The sequence below is a fragment of the Rhodococcus sp. H-CA8f genome (assembly GCF_002501585.1).
GTDB lineage: Bacteria > Actinomycetota > Actinomycetes > Mycobacteriales > Mycobacteriaceae > Rhodococcus_F > Rhodococcus_F erythropolis.
The window spans coordinates 609659-628315 of sequence record NZ_CP023720.1 but is presented as its reverse complement, the minus strand read 5'-3'; the positions used below and the strand labels follow the sequence as shown (position 1 = coordinate 628315).

Genomic DNA, 18657 nt, shown 5'->3' with positions numbered 1-18657 from the left:
CATGAGCAACCTTCGTAGGCGCGCAGCCTGGATCGCTGTTCCCGCTGCCGCCGCCCTCCTGCTCACCGCGTGCTCCAACGACGCGGAATCCGCAACGCCCAGCAGTTCTGCGACGTCCACGACCGTTGTCGCCGAACAGGGCGATCAACTCGAATCCAACAAGACCGTCGTCACGGACTTCTACGAACTGGCGTTCAACGGCCGTCAGGTACAGCAAGCCGCCGACCGGTACCTTGGCGACGTCTACATCCAACACAACCCCACTGCCGCCGACGGGGCAGCCGGATTTGTCAGCGGCATAGGCGGTTACGTCGAGGCCACACCCGGATTACACGCCGAGATCACTCGTGTTTTCGCCGAGGGCGATCTGGTTGCCCTCCAGTCTCACACCACGTCTGCACCCGGCGACCGCGGCCAGGCCGTGTTCGACATCTTCCGCGTCGACAACGGCAAGATCGTCGAACACTGGGATGCCATTCAAGACGTGCCGGAAACGTCCGCAAATCCGAACACGATGTTCGACGGACCCACCTCGTCGCCGTCCAAGTCGTCAGAAGTCTTGGAGCGCAACACGGCCAACGCGTTGACGTTCCTGCAGCTCGCCTTCAACGAGGGCAAAGCCGCCGAGGCTGCCGACCAGCTGGTCGGCCCGACCTACACCCAGCACAACCTCTCGTTCGCTGACGGCAAGGACGCATTTGTCACCGCACTGGCCGGGATCGAACCCGTTACCGGAGACAAGGCCACCAAGTTTCCACGGACGGTAGCCGAGGGCGACTTCGTCTTTGTTCAGACCTTCGCTTCGTCCGGTGAGGGAACGGCCGGCAGCGGCTCGATGGACATCTTCCGATTCGACGAGAACGGCAAAATTGTCGAACACTGGGACGCGGTCCAGGACTACCCTTCGACGACCGCAAGCGGTAACACCGTGTGGGATGACGGTCGCTGAGACGACAACTCCGAACAGTTCAGCGGACGGCTACGTGATCAGCCGACGTTGATTCGTTCTGTGTCGCCGTCGTAGTAGTCCAACAATCTCTGATCCATCACCCGGCGCCACAGTGGTGGAATCCACGCGATCACGATCATCACTGCGTAGCCGGCCGGAAGTTGCGGCGCTTCGGCCGCGCTACGCAGACTTTGGTACCGCAGCTTCGGGTTGGCGTGGTGATCGCTGTGCCGCTGCAGTTGGTAGAGAAACAGATTGCTCACGACGTGATCGCTGTTCCAACTGTCAGCGGGGCTGGCGCGAACGTACGAGCCGTCAGCACGCTTGCCACGCAGCAGACCGTAATGCTCGAGGTAGTTCGCCGCTTCGAGGAAGGTGAATCCGGCAACTGCCTGCAGCAGGAGCCAGGGCGCGACCTCCCAACCGAAGATACCGATCAGCGTCGCGAAGAGGACAACACTCATCGCCCAAGCGTTGAGAATATTGTTCTCGAAGCTCCAGGTTCGTTTGCCTTTCCTCTGGAGTCGCGCGCTCTCGATGCGCCATGCCGAACGCAGCCCGCCGAAGACACTTCGTGGCAAGAACCTCCAGAAGCTCTCACCGAACCGTGAGCTGGCCGGGTCCTGCGGAGTAGCTACACGCACATGGTGGCCGAAATTGTGTTCCACGTAGAAGTGCCCGTAGAGAGATTGCGCAAGCGCCACTTTCGCGAGCCACTGTTCGCTCTTCTCGCTCTTGTGGCCGAGCTCGTGGGCCGCGTTGATACCGACGCCGGCGACGACACCCACCGTGAACGACATCGCGATCTTTTCCGCGATTCCCATCGGAGCGTTGATCCAGCACCAGCAGGCGAAGACCAGACCGGCGTATTGCAAGGGGAGGAACGCGTAAGTGCACCAGCGGTAGTAGCGGTCCTTCTGCAGTTGTGGGATCGCATCGTCCGGCGGACTTTCGCCGTCTTCACCAGCCAACATGTCGATGATCGGGATGACGATGACCAGGAGCCACGCGCCGGTCGCCCAGAACAATCCGAGACGAAGGTTGTCGACGAGAAACCAGGAGATGAACGGGCTGAGTGGAATCAGCAATCCGAGCGGCCACAGGTACCTTTTGCGGTCGCGCCAGCGCGGGTTTTCGCCAGACGGCGAGTCGGTGTTCTGGACAGCCTTCGATTCGGTATGCCGTGCGTCGGAAGTCGCTGTCATTCGCCGATCTCGCCTTTCGTCCCCTCGAACGATTCGCCCCACGCACCGTTCACGCTCAGCAAACCACGACTCGCGCGCTGACGGATGTGGCCGTGAACGCACGACGCCCTACTGGAAACCCGACCGGGACACATGTCCGGCACGCGCTCTCCCCCGAGTAGCCACTGTTCACCCCGACAGCTGATTCGGACAAAATACCCCATCGATCTGCGGCAATGGACACCGCATCAACCTTTTGCCGCGCCTCGAAACGTCAAGGGTCTGGCAAGACCAGCCCTGGTCCGGTTCAACGAAGTAACGGTAACCAGCCGTGACAGAAATCATAAGCAGAGGACAGGGTTCTCACCCGGAGCGGCAACCAAAAAGACTGCGCGCCCTCAACTGGTCAGTTGCGGGCGCGCAGTCAAAAGGTGAGCAAGCGTCAGAGCGTTGCAAACACCTTCGTTTTCACTTCGTTCAGCCAACCGTTCGCGGTCACGAAATCTGTGACACTCGACTGCAATCCGAAGACGTGGCCAGCCTGCGCCGCCGGCAGCCTCGTGAAGAGGTTGTCGTCGAGGACCGCTTGAACCGCCGCATTGGTCGATCCGTCCGCATTCAGGGGATACAGCACGACCGTCACACCGTTCATGATGTCGGCCAGCTGCTCCATCGGGTAGGACTCGTATCCGGCATCGGTGTAATTGGTCGGAACACCGGGCCCGTACGCCAATCCGAGTTCGTTGACGACCAAATTGCCGATCGCACCAGTGGGCTGCTGAACCGAGAAAGCGCCGGGTGCGTCTCCGAGCGAAATGTGAATCCACTTGTTGTTCGCGATCACGTCCGCGTACTCGCCACGAACAAGTTCGAGATTCTCTTCGTAAGCAGTGCGCGTCGACTCGAGCACGTCCGTCTTGCCGATCGCCTCGGCGATCTCCGTGGTGATCGTCTTCCAGTCACCTCGACTCTCGCCCTTGACGATGACAGTGGGCGCAATGCCAGACAGACGGTCGAACGCCGCTTGGTCCACTTCGTCGGCGTCGCCGACGATGATGTCGGGATCTGCCGCAGCGATCGCTTCGAAGTTCATTTCCCCGTACGGCCCGATGGTCGGGAGCCCGTCGACGAAGGCCTGCTGCTCGGGCGTGAATTCACTGATCCACTTGCCGTAGTCCTGCACAGCAGCCGGTTTCACTCCGAGGGACATGAGCTGCCAAGGAGTGTCGTACGACGCGGCGACGACGCGCTCCGGCGAGGCAGGAACCTCGATGTCCCCGTATGCCGAGGCAACCGTCCGGACGTCCGTCGGCTCGGAGTCGGCCGATGACGAGGAACAGCCAGTCACCGCCATCGCACCGACAACGGCAACTGCCGCCGCTGCGATGACTCTGGAACCGAAAGAAAATGATCGAATTGCGCGCACGCAGAACTCCTACAGAGGTGATTGTTTAGCCAACCCTAAGTTCATTCTGTGGCACGACACAAGTCCGATCGAGGCGCTTTGAGTCGCTGTTCGGACTAGTCCTGTAGCCAATCGGTCATTGGCGCGCGCGGATGATCGATCAGGCTTGCGAACTCCCCCGGGGTCACACCCATCGTCCGACGAAAAGCCGCACCGAACGCGCTTTCGGAACGGAAACCCGTCTTCCTCGATACAAACGAGATGCTTCGACCGAGTGCCAGAAGTTGCATCGCATGATGAGCCCGCAGTCGCATACGCCATTCCGAGAAGGTCAATCCAGTTTCGGCCGGAAACCTTCGTGTGAGGGTCCTCGTACTGACCTTCGCGTCGGTGGCCCACTCCTCGACCGATCGGGTGTCGGCCGGGCTGGCAACCAACTGATCTGCGATCTGCCGAAGCCACGGCGTCGTCGGCAGCGGCACATCGAAAATCAGTCGCGGAACGGGTTCGACGAGGTCGATGGCAAACGCCTCGGCTCGTCGACGAGCCGCGTCGGTCAAGTCGTCTCGGGTGAGGTGATCGAGTACTTGTTCGAGCAGCGGAGGGGTGGACAAGGCCACCACACGATCCAACCCGGTCACATCGGATGCCACCAACCACGTGCACGACAATTCTGTGCCGCTACGCGCCGTCACCTCGTGGGGAACATAGGACGGGATCCATAGACTGACCCCACTCGGCACCGTGTACACAGTCTTCGGAGTACGGACCTCGAGAACACCGTCGATCGCCCACAGCAATTCGTGATCGCTGTGGCGGTGCATCTCCCACGTATAGTCCGAATCGACTGACAGCCGATTGGTCGCCAAACGCAGATACCCGTCGGCACTGACGCGCAGCGGTCGCACGACGCGTTGCCACTCGGACAGCTCGTCGAGCGGGCTGCTGAGCGGGTAGTCGATCTGCTCGCTCACCGCAGCGTCGACAGTTCGGGATGTCCGAACAGGCCAGGTAACCCACCGGTGTGCAGGAAGACCGTTTCTGATCCCGCCGTGATGGCTTTGTCCTTCACGAGTTGGATCAATCCCGCAAAGGCTCGGCCGGTGTACGTCGGGTCGAGGAAGATGCCCTCCGTACGAGCCAAACATCGGATCGCGCCGGCTGATGCTTCCGTGAGCGTCGAATATCCTTGTCCAACTTGGTTTCGCAGGATCTGAAGATCCGCGGCTCGCACGGTCGGACCAGGCATCTCGTCCAATAACCCAACGACAGTCGACACTGGATCGGCAACAGCCCCGACATCGACGCCGACAACTCTGTCGACGCCCAGATGCGCGACAAGTCCAGCCATCGTTCCGCCCGATCCGAGTGCAACCACGACGCGTTCCACTCCGGGGAGTTGCTGCTCGATCTCGCGTGCGCAGTCGACGTAACCCTGCGCGGCCACCGCGCTGGTACCACCGAAGGGAATGACAAAAGGAACTCCGCCCGAGTCAGCGACGGCCTGCACCGCGGCGTCGACCGCGGATGCCCTGTCCCCACCGGCCCAGACGATCTCAGCGCCCGCGAGTGCATCCAGAACGAGATTTCCCTGCGCGGATTCCGGCTCGGCACCACCGAGCACCAGCACACAACGCAATCCCAAACGGGCTGCTGCGGATGCAGTCAACCGAGCGTGATTGCTTTGCGGTGCACCGGTAGTGATCAAAGTCGTCGCGCCGACGGCCAAAGCCTGAGCGCAGGTGTACTGCAGCTTTCGGATCTTGTTGCCGCCACCGCCTAGTCCGGTGACATCGTCACGTTTGATCCACAGGTCTTCCGGCCCCCAATCCGAGTGCCTTCGCGCAACGCGCCAAAGGTTCGACGGGCGTCGGCCAACTGCCCAGGCTGATCGGCGGAACGTCGGAACTGAACATTCGACGAGTCTAGTTCGACCGGGCACCCACAGTCCGTACTCGAATACAGTCCGTACTCGCATACAGTCGGGACATGGGAACTTTCACGACGACCACACGTGACGTACCGCTGACCGTCAGCCGACCGGATTCGCCGAGTGAACCGAGACATGCGGTAGTAGTTCTCCAAGAAGCGTGGGGCGTGAACCAACACATCGAGAGCATCCTCGAACGCCTCGCCGACGCCGGCTACCTTGCCGTCGCCCCGCATCTCTACCACCGCGGCGCACAGACCTCCTTCACCGACTTCCCGTCCGCGAAGGATGCGCTCATGGCACTCGACAGCACAAGCATCGGCCACGACGTACGTGCCGCCGTCGACTACAGCCGATCCGAGGGAGCAGACAGAGTCGGCTCCCTCGGATTCTGCATGGGCGGCACCGCGTCACTGTGGTGTGCCGCGGTACCCCTCGTCGATTCCGCTGTCACGTACTACGGCGGCGGTGTCGCCGAGGCCCGATGGGACGGAATCGCGGCAGGCACCGAACTTGCAGCGCAACTGCAGGTCCCGTGGCTCGGTCACTACGGCGACCTCGATCCGAGTATCCCGCCGGAGAGCGTCGAGCAATTGCGCGCAACCGCGTCCGATCTCGCCCGGGTGTACCGCTATGCCGACGCCGGCCACGCGTTCAACAACGACACTTCGACCAGCCACTACGCCCCGGATTCTGCTGCCCTCGCCTGGACCCGCACTATGGAGTTCTTCGCCGAAACCCTGTGATTCCCAATGCGAGTCAGGGCACCCGCTTGACCACCGTGCCGGTGATCTCGTCCTGAACCTGTTCAGCCGTTACCGCTCGACTCTGCGCCCGACGTGATCGGGTGAAGTAGTAGATGCCGATCACGGCAAGAACAAACGGCACCCCGAACACCAGCGTCATCTTGAAATCGTCGACCCACAGCGTGGTGATCAGAATCGCGACCATGAGGACTCCGCCGAGGATTGTTCCCACCGGAAAGAACGGAATCGTGAAGGAAAGTTTGGTTCCGTCCTCCTTCATCCGCTTGCGAAAGAACCAGTGCGTCACGAAGATCAGCAGCCACGTCGCCATCGCTCCGAACATCGACAACGAGATCATCAACGTGAATGCCTGCTCGGGAAAGAGAACGTAGACGATGGTCGCGACGGCGATGCCCGACGTCGACAGCAGCAAGGCGTTGACCGGCGAGCCGTTGGCCCTGACCTTGCCGAGAATGGCCGGCGCGTCACCAGCACGCTAGAGCGAGAACATCATTCGCGAAGACACGTACAACTGACTGTTCATCGCGGACAGCGCGGCAATGATCACCACGAAGTTCAGCACACTGTCTGCGCCCGGAATCTTCACGACCTGCATCACCGTGACGAAAGGGCTTCCGCCGCTCAAGATCTTGTCCATCGGAGCAATTGCCAGAATCAAAGCAAGAGTTGCGATGTAGAAGACGAACAGCCGGACGATCGTCACACGGAACGCCTTCTTCACCGCCACCGCGGGGTTTTCCGCCTCACCGGCCGCAATGGCGATCATCTCGATGCTCAAGTAGCTGAAGATCGATACGATCACGGCAAACCACATGCCGGACAAACCATTCGGAAAGAATCCGCCACCGGCCGTGTAGTTGTGGAATCCCTAGTCCGGGTTCCCGCTACCGAACACGACGTACGCTGCCATCACGATGAATGCCACGATCGCGAAGACCTTGATCGTCGAAAACCAGTACTCCATCGTTCCGAAGGCCTTGACGTTGAACATGTTCACGCCGATCAGCACTCCGGAGAACAACACGATCCACAGCCACGACGGTACGTCGGCGAACCAGAACTGCATGTATTCACCGATCGCGGTGACCTCGGTACCGACCGCGAGGACGATGCAAGACCAGTAGAGATAGCGAACGAGGAAGCCGATCAACGGTCCGACGTAGAACTCTGCGTACGCACCGAACGAACCTGATGTCGCATGTGCGACGGTCATTTCGGCGAGGGCACCCATCAGCAGCAGGGCGATCAACCCTCCGATCGCGTAACTGATGATGACGCTCGGGCCGGCAAATCCGATGGCGAACTTACTACCGAGGAAGAGTCCGGTGCCGATTGCACCGCCGAGCGCGATCATGCTCATCTGCTTGGGGCCGAGTTCGCGTTTGAGACCTGATTCTCGCTGCTGAATGTTTTTGAAATCACTCATGAAAGCTCCTTGCGAAAGGCGGTACCTTCCGGTCCGCGGAAACTTGGAAGAATCAGGTGACTGCGTCGCGCTCGCGGAATTCGGGATGATCCCAGGACTTGTTCTCGAGGATGTCTCGCAACACGTCGACGGCGTTCCACACGTCGGCGTATCCGAGATAGAGCGGAGTGATACCGAACCTCAGCACTCCTGGTTCGCGGTAGTCGCCGATGACGCCCCGCGCGATGAGAGCCTTCATGATGGAATAGCCCTCGGGATGAACAAAACTCACGTGCGAGCCACGACGCTCGTGCTCACGCGGCGTGATCAACTCCAAACCGTAGGCAGCGCAACGCTCCTCGACGAGGTTGATGAAGAGATCGGCCAGCGCGAGCGACTTGCTGCGGATGTCGGCCATGTCAGCTTTGAGCATGACGTCGAGACCACATTCGACGAGTGACAACGACGTGATGGGTTGAGTACCACTCAGAAACCGTCGTATTCCTGCGCCCGGTTCGTAGGCCGACTCCATCGCGAACGGTCGCGCGTGCCCCCACCACCCGGACAGCGGCTGGATTCCGGTGTTCTGATGGCGACGGTTGACCCAGATGAATGCAGGTGAACCCGGACCACCATTGAGGTACTTGTACGTACACCCGACCGCGAAGTCGGCGTCGGCGCCGCTCAGATCGACAGTGACGGCGCCGGCCGAGTGTGCGAGATCCCAGATCATGAGGGCGCCACGTTCCTGCACTGCTGCAGTGACTTCCGTCATCGCATACAGGTTTCCGGTGCGGTAGTTGACGTGCGACAACATCACTACGGCGGTGTCTGGTCCTACTGCTTCGGTGAGGTCGCCCGGTTGGTCGATCAGGCGTAGTTCGTATCCCTGATCGAGCAGCGAGATGATGCCCTCCGCAATGTAGAGGTCAGTGGGGAAATTGTCGCGCTCGGAGACGATCACCTTCCGGCTGGGATCCTGTGCAGCCGCGATGGACAGTGCGGAGGCCAATGCCTTGAACAGGTTGATCGACGTCGAATCCGTCACTACCACTTCGCCTTCACCTGCTCCCAGCAACGGGGCAAGTTTGTCACCGAGGCGGACCGGGAGGTCGAACCATCCAGCCTCGTTCCAACTGCGAACCAAGCCGTTGCCCCACTCGTCGCCGATCACTCTCGCGGCGCATTCCTGTGCGGCAATGGGACGCGCGCCGAGCGAGTTTCCGTCGAAGTAGAGAACGCCCTCCGGAATCGCGAACTCGCGGCGGAACTCCCACAGGGGATCCACTGCGTCGGCCTTGACGCAGTCTTCCAACGAAAGGGTGGTTGTCGATGTCATGACGATTCTTCTCCTGCATGTGTCGGCGTTGAGGGTGATGAAGGCAGAGTCCGGAGCACGCCCCGTACCGGGCTGGCATCGAGGTCGAGGAACTTCAGCGGCAGTGCGATCAACTCGTAGTAGCCTTCGTCGACCTCGTCGAGGCACAGTCCTTCGAGGATCGCGACGCCACGATCGCTTGCCGCGTGGTGCCCGTCCATGGTCTTGCTGTCCATCGGATCGAACGAGGCGCCGTCGATTCCGATCAGAACTCCACCGCGGTCGGCGAACCAGTGGGTCAGCTCCGGAGAAACCCCGGCGAAGTCGTTGTCCCACTCGCGCGGGTACTTCGGGTAGGTCCTCAGAATCAGCCGCTGCGGCAGATGCCCGCCGAGTCGCTCCACCGTCTCTTCGACGGGCCCGATGCATGCGGCACCGTCGACGCCCGTCATGTCGACCACCAGTGCTTCGCCGAGATAGGGCTCGAGGGGAACAGAACCGATGGGCGCACCGCCGATGCGGGTGTGCGCCGGCGCATCGGCGTGAGCACCGATATGAGGAGTGGTGGTGATTCGGTTGATGGTGACGGCGTCACTGCCGCCGAGGTCTGACGTGACAGCGCGGGTGAAGGCGGTATCGCCTGGCCACACGGGCGTCGATTCGGAGATCGGCGGGCTGATGTCGATCAACCGTGCCACCCAGTCGCCCGTGTGTCCGTCGCCCGCGTGTCGGCCGATCCTCGGAAGCATCCAGACCCCTTCGTCCGCAACAGTCGACTGTGTCGATCTCGACCGTTTGATAATTCGATGTGTTTGGCAAAAGCTAGGATCATCGACGGGCGCGGTCAATAGATGCTGAATATTTTCGCGACGGCAGGGAGAAATCGGATGATTAGTGCGATCGAACGGGCAGCTGCCGCAGCTCGGCCGAATCATGTTCGGCTCGACGACGTCGATACGGCGATTCTCCGCGAACTCGTCCGGGATGCACGCATCCCCAACAATGCACTCGCCGAGAAGGTCGGGATAGCGCCGTCGACCGCTCTGGCGCGGATGCGTGCGCTACGCGAATCGGGCGTCATCAAGGGGTTTCACGCAGACATAGACCTCGAGCTACTCGGCCTCGAGATCTCGGCGATGGTGTCGATTCTGATTCACTCCCACGCCAGGAGCCGGATGACGGAAATTGCCGAGCACCTGAGCGGACTGGATTCCGTTCAGCGAGTGTTCCTGATGAGTGGGGACCGTGATCTCCTGGTGCACGTCTCGTGTGAATCTCCCACTCGGCTTCGCGATTTCGTCAGCGCGCACCTCAACGATCCGGCCATCGCCAATACCCAGACCAACTTGATCTTCAGCGAACTGCGGCAGGGTGACTGAACCGCAGGGCACAGCAATCATCGTCGATCGATCGCACCAGTCGTCTGGCTGCCGTTCGATCATGTGAGCACAAGTGAAACGGGGTGGGTGCATTGGATTGCACCCACCCCATCCTTGAACTACCTCGTCAGCCGACAGTCAGACCTCACGTGCGGACTCAAGATGTCGCTCGGTCAAATCAGTCGACGGATTATCTACGAGGCAACGAAATTAAAGTGGTACGCCGAGTTGGAACTGAGCGATCCGTACTGATGCGCTGCAAAAATGATCGTTCCGATGTTCGTAGTCCCGAAAACTGCTGCACTCTTCCACGGATTGTTGGTGATGGTGGTGAACGGTGACGGCGGGGTGCCGGCAGTGAGCTTGACCGTGGCTCCGCCCAGTACATCAGCCTTCATCGTATTCGGAGCCTGGATACAGTAACGCCCCGCTGAATCGGTGGTCGCGGTATACGTCGTGGAGGGTGCCGTGCTAATCACGCCGGAGATTACGACCCCGGAGACACCTTGTGCGGCCGCCGGTGGTGCGGCGTTGTACTCCAACCCCGCACCGCTGTAAACATTGCCACACAGCTGGTAATCAGCGGTAGGTACGGCCTCGACCGCGGGAGCGGCAGAAGCGGTTCCTGCGAACGCGAGGGCAGCGGCGGACGCAAGAACACCCGCACCAATTCCGACTCTCTTAAATCCCATGACTGTGAACACCTTTCGTAGATGAAACGCGAACGAATCGCTATTCGAATCTTCTGTCCACTGTGCGGCTCGGAAACCTCCTGTTTGCACGCCATTCAGAGCGCAGGGAAGACACATGGTTCATGCAGCTGTGGCGATGATCTGAGTTTCCCCGTCTTGGGCACTCGGCAGTTCGACGCTCCGGCCGTGAACTGAACTAACCGTCGTGCTACATACACTATATGCACTTTTTTACGCTTGTCGGCGATTTAGACATTCTCAAAAATGTTGCACAACATCACTTTTCGAGATCCTTCGTTGCCACTAGGGCGCAGGATGTGGTCCCGCCAGCCACACAGGCAGTCAGATAGCGAAGACGCTCATGCAACACTTCCTCGGCACAATCACCAGCGTTCGATTGCACGAAGAGAGGTGGGCGCACCACGTGCGCCCACCTCATCAATCAACTTCAGAAAACACTTGTGCCGAAACATCTTTCGAGCTACGAGATTGGTGAATTCGTCCACCAATCAAGTGGCGTCACCTGCCGGCGCTGAGCGACTCTGCGCTGGACCAGCCCGCACCTTCGGCGGAAGCAGTGCTGAGGCCGAACAATACAACCCCAACGAAACTCGACATGAGATTGACCATCCCTGCCCAGTAGTCTGACGACATCTTTGTACTCCTTCTCAGGATAGAGAGATCAGAAATGCGGTGAGGTATTCAGAGAGAGCAGGCCACACCATTGCAGCAAGCCCCAAAGAATCACTCATAATTGGCTGAAGCGACATGCCTTACCTTCCCCTCAGAAGCCCATCGAAAGTTCGAGTGGACGTTGAATCAACATGAAAAACAATGTCGGCAGCATCTGGACAACTGTCTCGCCCAACGATGACGTCGCCTCTGCGACGGATTCCATACCGCTCACCCTTCGTTCGAATAGTCGTTGGTAGACATCGTGTTCAAAATGTCTATTGAGCCCCCAAGAATGGGTGCCACCCCGGTAATCAGGGTCCTCAGTGCAGCCAGAAGGTCAGCTGACATCGTGCGCTCCTACCTCTCGTTCCGCGACACGCGCCATTCGCCGTGTCAGATTCTCAGCTCGCAGCAACATGAGCCTGTGTCGATTGCACCGCACCACGACGCCCGAAGTTCACAGGCTTCATGGAATCAAGACTTCGTCAAAACCTGATTCCACTTTCCGTTCGTCACCGCAGAGCCACACTAGAACAGATATCAGTTTTTTTGAGGCAGACCGACTACAGTCACAAAAGATCATTCGAAAGTGCCAGCCAAACTAGTGTTAAAGTATGATCTACCAGGCTCTTTCGTCGAACCCCAAACTTATTCGTTAGCCAGGAATGGCAAAGCACGACACGTTACTCAGATATCCTCCACCGCACTAGAGTCGGACAGCATGTTGCCACTCGGGTTGTCCATGCTCTGGGAGTCGGTGGAGCCGGAAGCCGCTCTGGAGGAGCGATTCGGATTCAACAGCTTTGGCGCAGCCACCCATTGGGTCTCGGCGGTACTCGAGCAGACTTGGGGATTGACGGCCCTCGAGTGCTCGCGAATGGCGATCAGTGACCAGAACGCGATTGTGTGGGTTGCGAGCGACCGAGGTGGGCTGGTGGTGAAGTGGTCGCGCGCCACAGAGCGCTTCGCGAACCTGGAGGCGTCGACGCGCCTGCTGAGCGCACTCGCCGCGCAGGGCGTGCCCGTTCCGTCGCCGATCACATCCCTGAACGGATTGGACCGGGAAATACTGCTGGACCGGGAAACACTGCTGGTCCGGGAAACACTGGAAGTTCCTTCGTGCGCAGTGTCATTCACCGTACTGCCGGAGTTGGCGGGAGATTGGTTGAACGTACAGGACCACGCGGCGGTCCGTTCGGCAGGAGCATGTCTGGCAGAAATACACCGAACGCTCGGCGCCACCCATGTCGACGGATCGGTTTTCTCGTCGCGCAGCACCGGGTTGAAGGAGCGCATCGGTGGTTGGCTCGAGAATTTCGACCGCGGGTTCGCGTCTGAGGCAACGCGTAGGCTCGTGGGCCTCCTGGCGCGTGCGTCCGAGCTCGATGACCAAACTCAACTGGTACACAACGACTTCCGCGCAGCCAACATCTTGACTCGAAACTCTCGGACCACCGGAGTACTCGACTTCGACGACGTGGTGATCGACCACCGGGTGAGCGACCTGGCCAAGGCAAGCGTCTATCTGGGCACCCTGTTCACCGATTGGCGACCGACACCGATCGCGGTACGGCAGAGCCTGCGCGCCGGCTACGAATCTGTACGTCCCCTCAGCCGATCCGAGACAGAATGGTTCGAGATCCTCGAACTGTGGCACGGCCTGATGGCAATCCCGGGTGAGAACGACACCGCCGGTTGGGCATCAGCGTTGTGACAAAAGTGGGGACGCCGGTACCGGCGTCCCCACTTCACTTCTGATCACATCAGGATCCGGCGCGGATCCATTCTTCGAGATGCGGCGCCTCGGTACCGATCGTCGTGCCGTCGCCGTGACCGGTGTGAACCTTGGTCTCGGCGGGGAGCGCGAACAGCTTGTCGCGAATGGACCCGATGATGGTCGGGAAGTCGGAGTACGACCGCCCGGTAGCACCGGGACCACCGGAGAACAAGGTGTCGCCGCTGAACAGTTCGCCGGCCTCCGGCAGGTAGAGGCACGTCGACCCCGGCGAATGGCCGGGTGTGTGGATGGCCAGAATATCCGTGCCCGCCACAGCAATACGCTGATCATCTTCCAAGCTCAGATGCTTCACCCCGGGGTGAGTCATCTCCCAGAGGACATCGTCGGCCGGGTTCAGGTAGATCGGAGCGTCGAGCTTCTCGGCCAGCTCCGGCGCAACGGTGACGTGATCGTTGTGACCGTGGGTGCAGACGATTCCGATCACCTTGCGTCCGCCGACAGCGTCGATGATCGGCTGCGCGGTGTGAGCTGCGTCGACGATCACCACTTCGTTGTCGTCACCGATCAGCCAGATGTTGTTGTCGACGTCCCACGTTCCGCCGTCGAGGCTGAACGTGCCCGAGGTGACGACACGATCGACTCGCAATGTCACAGGACCACCACCGAACGGAGGACCTCGCCGCGGTGCATCGTCTCGAATGCCTTCTCCACCTCGTCGAGCTTGATGCGCTCACTGACGAACTTCTCGAGCGGCAGACGCCCCTGCTGGTACAGGTCGACCAGAACGGGGAAGTCACGCTCGGGCAGGCAATCGCCGTACCACGACGACTTGAGGGCTCCGCCGCGTGAGAAGAAGTCCACCAGCGGCATTTCCAGCTTCATGTCCGGCGTCGGAACACCCACCAGCACTACAGTTCCCGCGAGGTCGCGGGCGTAGAACGCCTGCTTCCAGGTCTCCGGGCGACCGACTGCGTCGACAACCACGTCGGCACCGAAACCTCCGGTCAGCTCCTGGACTGCCTCGACGACGTCGTCGACCTCGGTGGCATTGATCGTGTGTGTGGCACCAAGTTCCGTGGCCCACTCCAGCTTTCGCGGATCCCGGTCGATGGCGATGATGGTATTGGCACCGGCCAGGCGTGAACCCATGATCGCTGCGTCGCCGACGCCGCCACACCCGATCACGGCCACTGAATCACCGCGCCCGACGTTGCCGGTGTTCATCGCGGCACCCATGCCGGCCATGACACCGCAACCGAGCAGTCCGACGACAGCCGGATCGGCCGAGGCGTCGACCTTGGTGCACTGGCCTTCGTGAACCAGCGTCTTGTCTGCGAATGCGCCGATGCCGAGTGCCGGCGTCAGTTCGGTGCCGTCTTCGAGCGTCATCTTCTGCTCGGCGTTGAACGTGTCGAAGCAGTACTGCGGGCGGCCACGCTTACACGCACGACACTGCCCGCACACGGCACGCCAGTTGAGGACGACGAAGTCGCCCACCTCGACGTGAGTGACACCGGGGCCGACGCTCTCGACGATGCCCGACGCCTCGTGCCCGAGCAGGAACGGGTACTCGTCGTTGATTCCGCCGTCGCGGTAGGTCAGGTCGGTGTGGCACACACCGCACGCTGCAATGGCGACCACTACCTCGTTGGCACCGGGATCGGGAATCGTGATGGGGACGATTTCGACGGGGGCACCCTTGGATCGGGCGATGACGCCGCGTACCTGCTGTGGCATGGCTTTGCTCCTGGCTTCGTGCGATTGAGGACGTGTCGTCACATGGCGCCGTGTTTTCACATTGCGATATGTGCACTCGTTCAAAGGTTAGCCCGAAGCAGGTGCCCGCAACCCTGGTCGAACTGACTGACCGACCTGGCCGAAAGGACTAGGGTGCAGGCTTCACGCCGGCCTCCGCGCCCGCGGCGGCCGCCGCACCCCGACTCTCGACGCCCAATTTCCGCAGGACCCCGGCAACATGAAACTTGACTGTGCTCTCGCTGACGCCGAGGCGCTCCGAGATCGCCTTGTTGCGCCGTCCGGCCACCAGATGCTCGAGTACCTCGAACTCCCGCGGAGCCAGTTCGGTGAGGACGTCGCGGTTCGGTAGGGCGACGGGGGCGTCGAGCGGGATGGTTGCGCTGATCCGGTTCCCCCACCCGGGCGTCGACTCGGATTCGACGGTTCCACCCAAAGTCTCTACCCTCGAACGTAATTGGCGTTCCACGTCAACCACGTCGGCTTCACCACCGCCGTCGTCGCGAATGTCGATCGAGAGTGAAGCCGCGTCGAGCGTCCAGGCCACCCGGATACGCGAGAGCATCTGCTGATCCGACAACGCCAAGACCGCGCCGCGGACGACCGCGCGCGCGCCGTGCGCCACTTCACCGGGTAACCCACGCCCGTCGACGGGTGGCTCCACCAACTCCAACGCGATTTCCCGATGCTTGAGCAGCGAACGCAATTCCCCACGCATCCGCGCAAAAGCCGTGGTGGTCGACTCTTCGGCTAATTCGCGGTGCACGTCGACGGCTGAACGCAGGCCGATCAGAGCCGAGGCCGCAGTCTCCCTGGCCGAGGTTCGCGCACGTGTGTCGTCGAGATCCGCCGAGCGCAGCGTCGCCAGCATCGTCTCGAGGGTGGCCGCATGCACCTCCGTCATCTCCGCCACGGTGCGTGCACGCTCCGACGACGCTGCCCGTGACTCGGCGAGATATGCCGGGCTCGCGTTCCGGACCTGGAGCTGAATTCCGGTTGCAGTCACTGCGAACAGCGCCTGGATCAATTCGAGGGATGCTGTCTTCACCGGTACGGGGTGCGGTGTCAAAACGAGAAGCGTATCGGTTCGATCAAGCATCGCAAGCACTTCACGGTCCCGGCCGGCGAAAGCGCATTTTCCCCGAAAGATCTGTCCGACAGTGAGATCCGTACGGATACGGTCGAGTTCGGCGATGGTCACACGATCGACGACGGCTGGATCCCCGGCGACCTTGCGCGGCCTACCGGTGCATTCACGGGTGAAGATCACCAGGGAAGTGTGCGGCGCCATGTCCGCGATCAACGTCGAAAATCGTCGGCCGATTTCGGGTAGTGGTCCCACCAACACGTCTCGAAGGGCGGTGATCAGTAGCGCATTGTCGGTGGTGCTCACCGGTCAACGATAACCATCCGGTTCACTGGTGCAGCGTGGTCTTCATGAGCATCACGTTGTAGTCGGACCAGGTGGTGGCGAGAAAGTAGAGGTCCTGCCCCTGTGACCAGGGGTGCATGTACGCGCCGTAGAGTCCCGGAACCTCGTCGGTGCCGATCACTACGTCGGGTGCACTCCACGGGCCGGTCAGGTCCGACGCCGTCCGCAGCACCAGCGCTCCCCACTCGTTGGAGTACATCGCGACGAACTTGCCGAGATAGTCGTTGTACTGCACCGACAGTTCGCTGACATCCCCGTCGAGAACTACTGCAGCGGCAGCGGGATTGTTGGGGACCCATGCTTTTCCGTCCCAGTATTCGTACGCCGCGACGTCCGCGATGGAGGCTTCCTTGACCCGCGAGAGGCGCCCCTCGCCGAAACGTCCCGCGGGGGTCCCGAAGTTGTAGACGTAACCACCGTCTTTGACGAAAGAACCCATCTGGAAGTTGTCGTTACCCGTCAACGGCAGATTGGGCCGGGACGAAGCCGGTTCGACCTGCCAGGTCTCACCGTTGTCGTGTGAGGACGCGATCTGCGAGAAGTTGGTGACCCACTCGCCCGACCCTCCCCACGAGCGGATCGACATGTAATTGACGTATTGAACGCCACCCACCGAGATACCCGTCGTCGGAATGCTGCTGGTTTCGACGCCGGTGACTTTCAGACTTCCGATGATCTCGCGTGAGTGATTCGGCCGGTCGGTCGGTGAGGAGTCGATGTTCATGCCGTCGGACAGATTTCCGTCCGAGCTACGGAACAGGACGTTGCTGCGCCAGTCACCGACCACCCCGGAGCACAGGGGGTCAGATCCGATTCCGACGGTGTCGCCGAAGGCTGTCAGGACCTGACCTGCGCCGTTGTCCCACATGATGCCGAGATCCGTGCCGAGAACGTTGAACCGCTCGACGGTTTGGTTGGGGCTGAGCGCGCCGGTGATGTACTCGACCGCCGAGGTGCGGCCCTGCAATTCCGGAAGTTTCCCGTCCGTTCCGTTGAGCCAGGGAATCGGATTGGTCGGCCCACCTGATTGATCCAAGCTGCCGGTGACGTTGCAATCCCACGGGGATGCATGAGCCTGGGTCGCCCCCAAGACCGCGGTCGACGCGAGTACACACGTCACTGCAGCTGTCGATATCTTCCGTATCCGGCGCATCGCTCCCCTTTCGCGGGGGTGATCCGGACTCTACGAGGTGTCTTGCTCGACCGGATCGGTTCATCCACCCACGACAACACAAGGTAACAGGTAAATCAGTCAATCAGGACAAAACGGCCTTATTCAACAGAGATCGATTTCAACCACTTCTCCATCACCGCTGCGGCAATCTCGAGCCCCTGAGACTCGGCAGCACTCAACTGCTGCATGAAGATGCGCGGACCGTCCGCTCCCAGCGAAGCATGCAGCGAGTCGCGGTACTCGGCCAGTTCCATCCATTCGCGCGCCACCTCGGAGGACGCTTCGAGGTGAAACTGAACGGCGTAACTCTGCTTGTATCGGAAGAGTTGATTCGGATACTTGGCAGAACCAGCGAGCCGCACCGCGCCGTTCGGAATGTCGAAGGTATCCGAATGCCATTGCATTGCAGGAAATGTGGAGGGCAGATCTCCCCACACGGGATCTTGCCGGCCCTCGACAGTCAAGGTGATCTCCTCAACTCCGACTTCGGGCACAGCGCCCGTGTAGACGCGAGCACCCAGCGCCGCGGCGAGCAACTGCGAACCCAGACACACTCCCCACACCGGGACATCGTTCTCGACTAGATCGCGAATGTATTCGATCTCGGATGCCAACCACTCGACCTCGCCCTGATCGCCGACGCCCATCGGCCCGCCCATCACGATCACGGCGTCGAACCGTCGATGGGCGGGAAGCGGGTCGGTACCCAGAAGAACGGTCTGCACATCTCCGTAGCTCTCCAGGACAGGCGAATACGCCGCTGGGGGTTCACACTGCGCGTGTCGTAGTTCCAGAAAATGCATGTAGGCAATTCCTCTCGAATCCGGTGCCGAAAGCCTATGGTTCTATTCGAC

17 protein-coding genes and 1 pseudogene are annotated in these 18657 nt (G+C 60.8%); 4 read left to right on the top strand and 14 right to left on the bottom strand.

All coding sequences use genetic code 11. The features are described from left to right. The first annotated feature begins 1 nt into the window (after position 1). Positions 2 to 949: a nuclear transport factor 2 family protein gene (locus CPI83_RS02925; RefSeq protein ID WP_097386750.1), complete on the top strand. Its 948-nt coding sequence runs from the start codon at positions 2 to 4 to the stop codon at positions 947 to 949. Between the two features lie 38 nt (positions 950 to 987). Here the strand turns inward: CPI83_RS02925 and CPI83_RS02920 are convergent, their stop codons facing one another. From CPI83_RS02920 to CPI83_RS02905, 4 genes are all read right to left on the bottom strand, one after another. Continuing rightward, positions 988 to 2154 (bottom strand): alkane 1-monooxygenase, encoded by a 1167-nt coding sequence (locus CPI83_RS02920; RefSeq protein WP_097386749.1) that lies wholly within the window; start codon positions 2152 to 2154, stop codon positions 988 to 990. Between the two features lie 421 nt (positions 2155 to 2575). Continuing rightward, the gene (locus tag CPI83_RS02915; RefSeq protein ID WP_060937855.1) at positions 2576 to 3559 is read right to left on the bottom strand and encodes an ABC transporter substrate-binding protein; all 984 of its coding nucleotides are present in this window, start codon (positions 3557 to 3559) and stop codon (positions 2576 to 2578) included. A 95-nt stretch (positions 3560 to 3654) separates the two neighbouring features. Next, complete coding sequence (locus CPI83_RS02910) at positions 3655 to 4512, bottom strand: AraC family transcriptional regulator (RefSeq protein ID WP_097386748.1); 858 nt, start codon at positions 4510 to 4512, stop codon at positions 3655 to 3657. Then, the gene (locus CPI83_RS02905; RefSeq protein ID WP_232816848.1) at positions 4509 to 5480 is read right to left on the bottom strand and encodes a D-cysteine desulfhydrase family protein; all 972 of its coding nucleotides are present in this window, start codon (positions 5478 to 5480) and stop codon (positions 4509 to 4511) included. The genes CPI83_RS02910 and CPI83_RS02905 overlap by 4 nt, the downstream gene beginning before the upstream one ends. Before the next feature lie 47 nt (positions 5481 to 5527). Here CPI83_RS02905 and CPI83_RS02900 point away from each other — a divergent pair, with 47 nt between their 5' ends. Then, positions 5528 to 6214 (top strand): dienelactone hydrolase family protein, encoded by a 687-nt coding sequence (locus CPI83_RS02900; RefSeq protein WP_069145454.1) that lies wholly within the window; start codon positions 5528 to 5530, stop codon positions 6212 to 6214. A gap of 13 nt (positions 6215 to 6227) precedes the next feature. Here the strand turns inward: CPI83_RS02900 and CPI83_RS02895 are convergent. The 3 genes and pseudogenes from CPI83_RS02895 to CPI83_RS02885 all read right to left on the bottom strand — a co-directional run bounded on the left by CPI83_RS02895 (position 6228) and on the right by CPI83_RS02885 (position 9707). Beyond that, positions 6228 to 7661, bottom strand: a pseudogene (locus tag CPI83_RS02895) (amino acid permease). A 52-nt stretch (positions 7662 to 7713) separates the two neighbouring features. Further along, entirely contained in the window at positions 7714 to 8979 is a 1266-nt protein-coding gene (kynU, locus tag CPI83_RS02890) for a kynureninase (protein WP_097386747.1), read from the bottom strand. Next, the gene (locus CPI83_RS02885) at positions 8976 to 9707 is read right to left on the bottom strand and encodes a cyclase family protein (protein WP_097386746.1); all 732 of its coding nucleotides are present in this window, start codon (positions 9705 to 9707) and stop codon (positions 8976 to 8978) included. Before CPI83_RS02885 ends, kynU begins: the two co-directional genes overlap by 4 nt. A gap of 138 nt (positions 9708 to 9845) precedes the next feature. On the opposite strand from CPI83_RS02885, the gene CPI83_RS02880 reads away from it, so the two are divergent. Continuing rightward, positions 9846 to 10337: an Lrp/AsnC family transcriptional regulator gene (locus tag CPI83_RS02880; protein ID WP_042953153.1), complete on the top strand. Its 492-nt coding sequence runs from the start codon at positions 9846 to 9848 to the stop codon at positions 10335 to 10337. A 194-nt stretch (positions 10338 to 10531) separates the two neighbouring features. On the opposite strand, the gene CPI83_RS02875 is transcribed toward CPI83_RS02880, so the two are convergent. Together CPI83_RS02875 and CPI83_RS31295 are read right to left on the bottom strand one after the other, a co-directional pair. Beyond that, positions 10532 to 11029, bottom strand: coding sequence for a hypothetical protein (locus tag CPI83_RS02875; RefSeq protein WP_020971070.1), 498 nt, complete (start codon positions 11027 to 11029; stop codon positions 10532 to 10534). 519 nt (positions 11030 to 11548) lie between these two features. Then, entirely contained in the window at positions 11549 to 11683 is a 135-nt protein-coding gene (locus tag CPI83_RS31295) for a hypothetical protein (RefSeq protein ID WP_019745682.1), read from the bottom strand. A 742-nt stretch (positions 11684 to 12425) separates the two neighbouring features. On the opposite strand from CPI83_RS31295, the gene CPI83_RS02870 reads away from it, so the two are divergent. Beyond that, a complete protein-coding gene (locus CPI83_RS02870) occupies positions 12426 to 13418 on the top strand; it encodes a phosphotransferase (protein WP_097386745.1) in 993 nt (330 codons plus the stop codon). 49 nt (positions 13419 to 13467) lie between these two features. On the opposite strand, the gene CPI83_RS02865 is transcribed toward CPI83_RS02870, so the two are convergent. The 5 genes from CPI83_RS02865 to CPI83_RS02845 form a co-directional block, all read right to left on the bottom strand. Then, on the bottom strand, positions 13468 to 14094 hold the full coding sequence (locus CPI83_RS02865) for an MBL fold metallo-hydrolase (protein ID WP_007730862.1): 627 nt from the start codon (positions 14092 to 14094) through the stop codon (positions 13468 to 13470). Further along, positions 14091 to 15179 carry an S-(hydroxymethyl)mycothiol dehydrogenase gene (locus tag CPI83_RS02860; RefSeq protein ID WP_007730860.1) on the bottom strand — a complete coding sequence of 363 codons (1089 nt, stop codon included), beginning with the start codon at positions 15177 to 15179 and terminating at the stop codon, positions 14091 to 14093. Before CPI83_RS02860 ends, CPI83_RS02865 begins: the two co-directional genes overlap by 4 nt. Before the next feature lie 148 nt (positions 15180 to 15327). Next, the gene (locus CPI83_RS02855; RefSeq protein WP_097386744.1) at positions 15328 to 16590 is read right to left on the bottom strand and encodes a LuxR C-terminal-related transcriptional regulator; all 1263 of its coding nucleotides are present in this window, start codon (positions 16588 to 16590) and stop codon (positions 15328 to 15330) included. Between the two features lie 22 nt (positions 16591 to 16612). After that, positions 16613 to 17782 (bottom strand): DUF4185 domain-containing protein, encoded by a 1170-nt coding sequence (locus CPI83_RS02850; RefSeq protein WP_019745686.1) that lies wholly within the window; start codon positions 17780 to 17782, stop codon positions 16613 to 16615. Positions 17783 to 17901: 119 nt separating this feature from the next. After that, on the bottom strand, positions 17902 to 18606 hold the full coding sequence (locus CPI83_RS02845; protein ID WP_069145449.1) for a type 1 glutamine amidotransferase: 705 nt from the start codon (positions 18604 to 18606) through the stop codon (positions 17902 to 17904). Positions 18607 to 18657: the final 51 nt, after the last annotated feature.

Bases quoted from the DNA above. Each gene is read 5' to 3' on its own strand.
- CPI83_RS02925 (WP_097386750.1), top strand. From the start codon at position 2: ATGAGCAACCTTCGTAGGCGCGCAGCCTGGATCGCTGTTCCCGCTGCC.
- CPI83_RS02920 (WP_097386749.1), bottom strand. From the start codon at position 2,154: ATGACAGCGACTTCCGACGCACGGCATACCGAATCGAAGGCTGTCCAG.
- CPI83_RS02900 (WP_069145454.1), top strand. From the start codon at position 5,528: ATGGGAACTTTCACGACGACCACACGTGACGTACCGCTGACCGTCAGC.
- kynU (WP_097386747.1), bottom strand. From the start codon at position 8,979: ATGACATCGACAACCACCCTTTCGTTGGAAGACTGCGTCAAGGCCGAC.
- CPI83_RS02885 (WP_097386746.1), bottom strand. From the start codon at position 9,707: ATGCTTCCGAGGATCGGCCGACACGCGGGCGACGGACACACGGGCGAC.
- CPI83_RS02880 (WP_042953153.1), top strand. From the start codon at position 9,846: ATGATTAGTGCGATCGAACGGGCAGCTGCCGCAGCTCGGCCGAATCAT.
- CPI83_RS02875 (WP_020971070.1), bottom strand. From the start codon at position 11,029: ATGGGATTTAAGAGAGTCGGAATTGGTGCGGGTGTTCTTGCGTCCGCC.
- CPI83_RS31295 (WP_019745682.1), bottom strand. From the start codon at position 11,683: ATGTCGTCAGACTACTGGGCAGGGATGGTCAATCTCATGTCGAGTTTC.
- CPI83_RS02870 (WP_097386745.1), top strand. From the start codon at position 12,426: ATGTTGCCACTCGGGTTGTCCATGCTCTGGGAGTCGGTGGAGCCGGAA.
- CPI83_RS02860 (WP_007730860.1), bottom strand. From the start codon at position 15,179: ATGCCACAGCAGGTACGCGGCGTCATCGCCCGATCCAAGGGTGCCCCC.
- CPI83_RS02850 (WP_019745686.1), bottom strand. From the start codon at position 17,782: ATGCGCCGGATACGGAAGATATCGACAGCTGCAGTGACGTGTGTACTC.
- CPI83_RS02845 (WP_069145449.1), bottom strand. From the start codon at position 18,606: ATGCATTTTCTGGAACTACGACACGCGCAGTGTGAACCCCCAGCGGCG.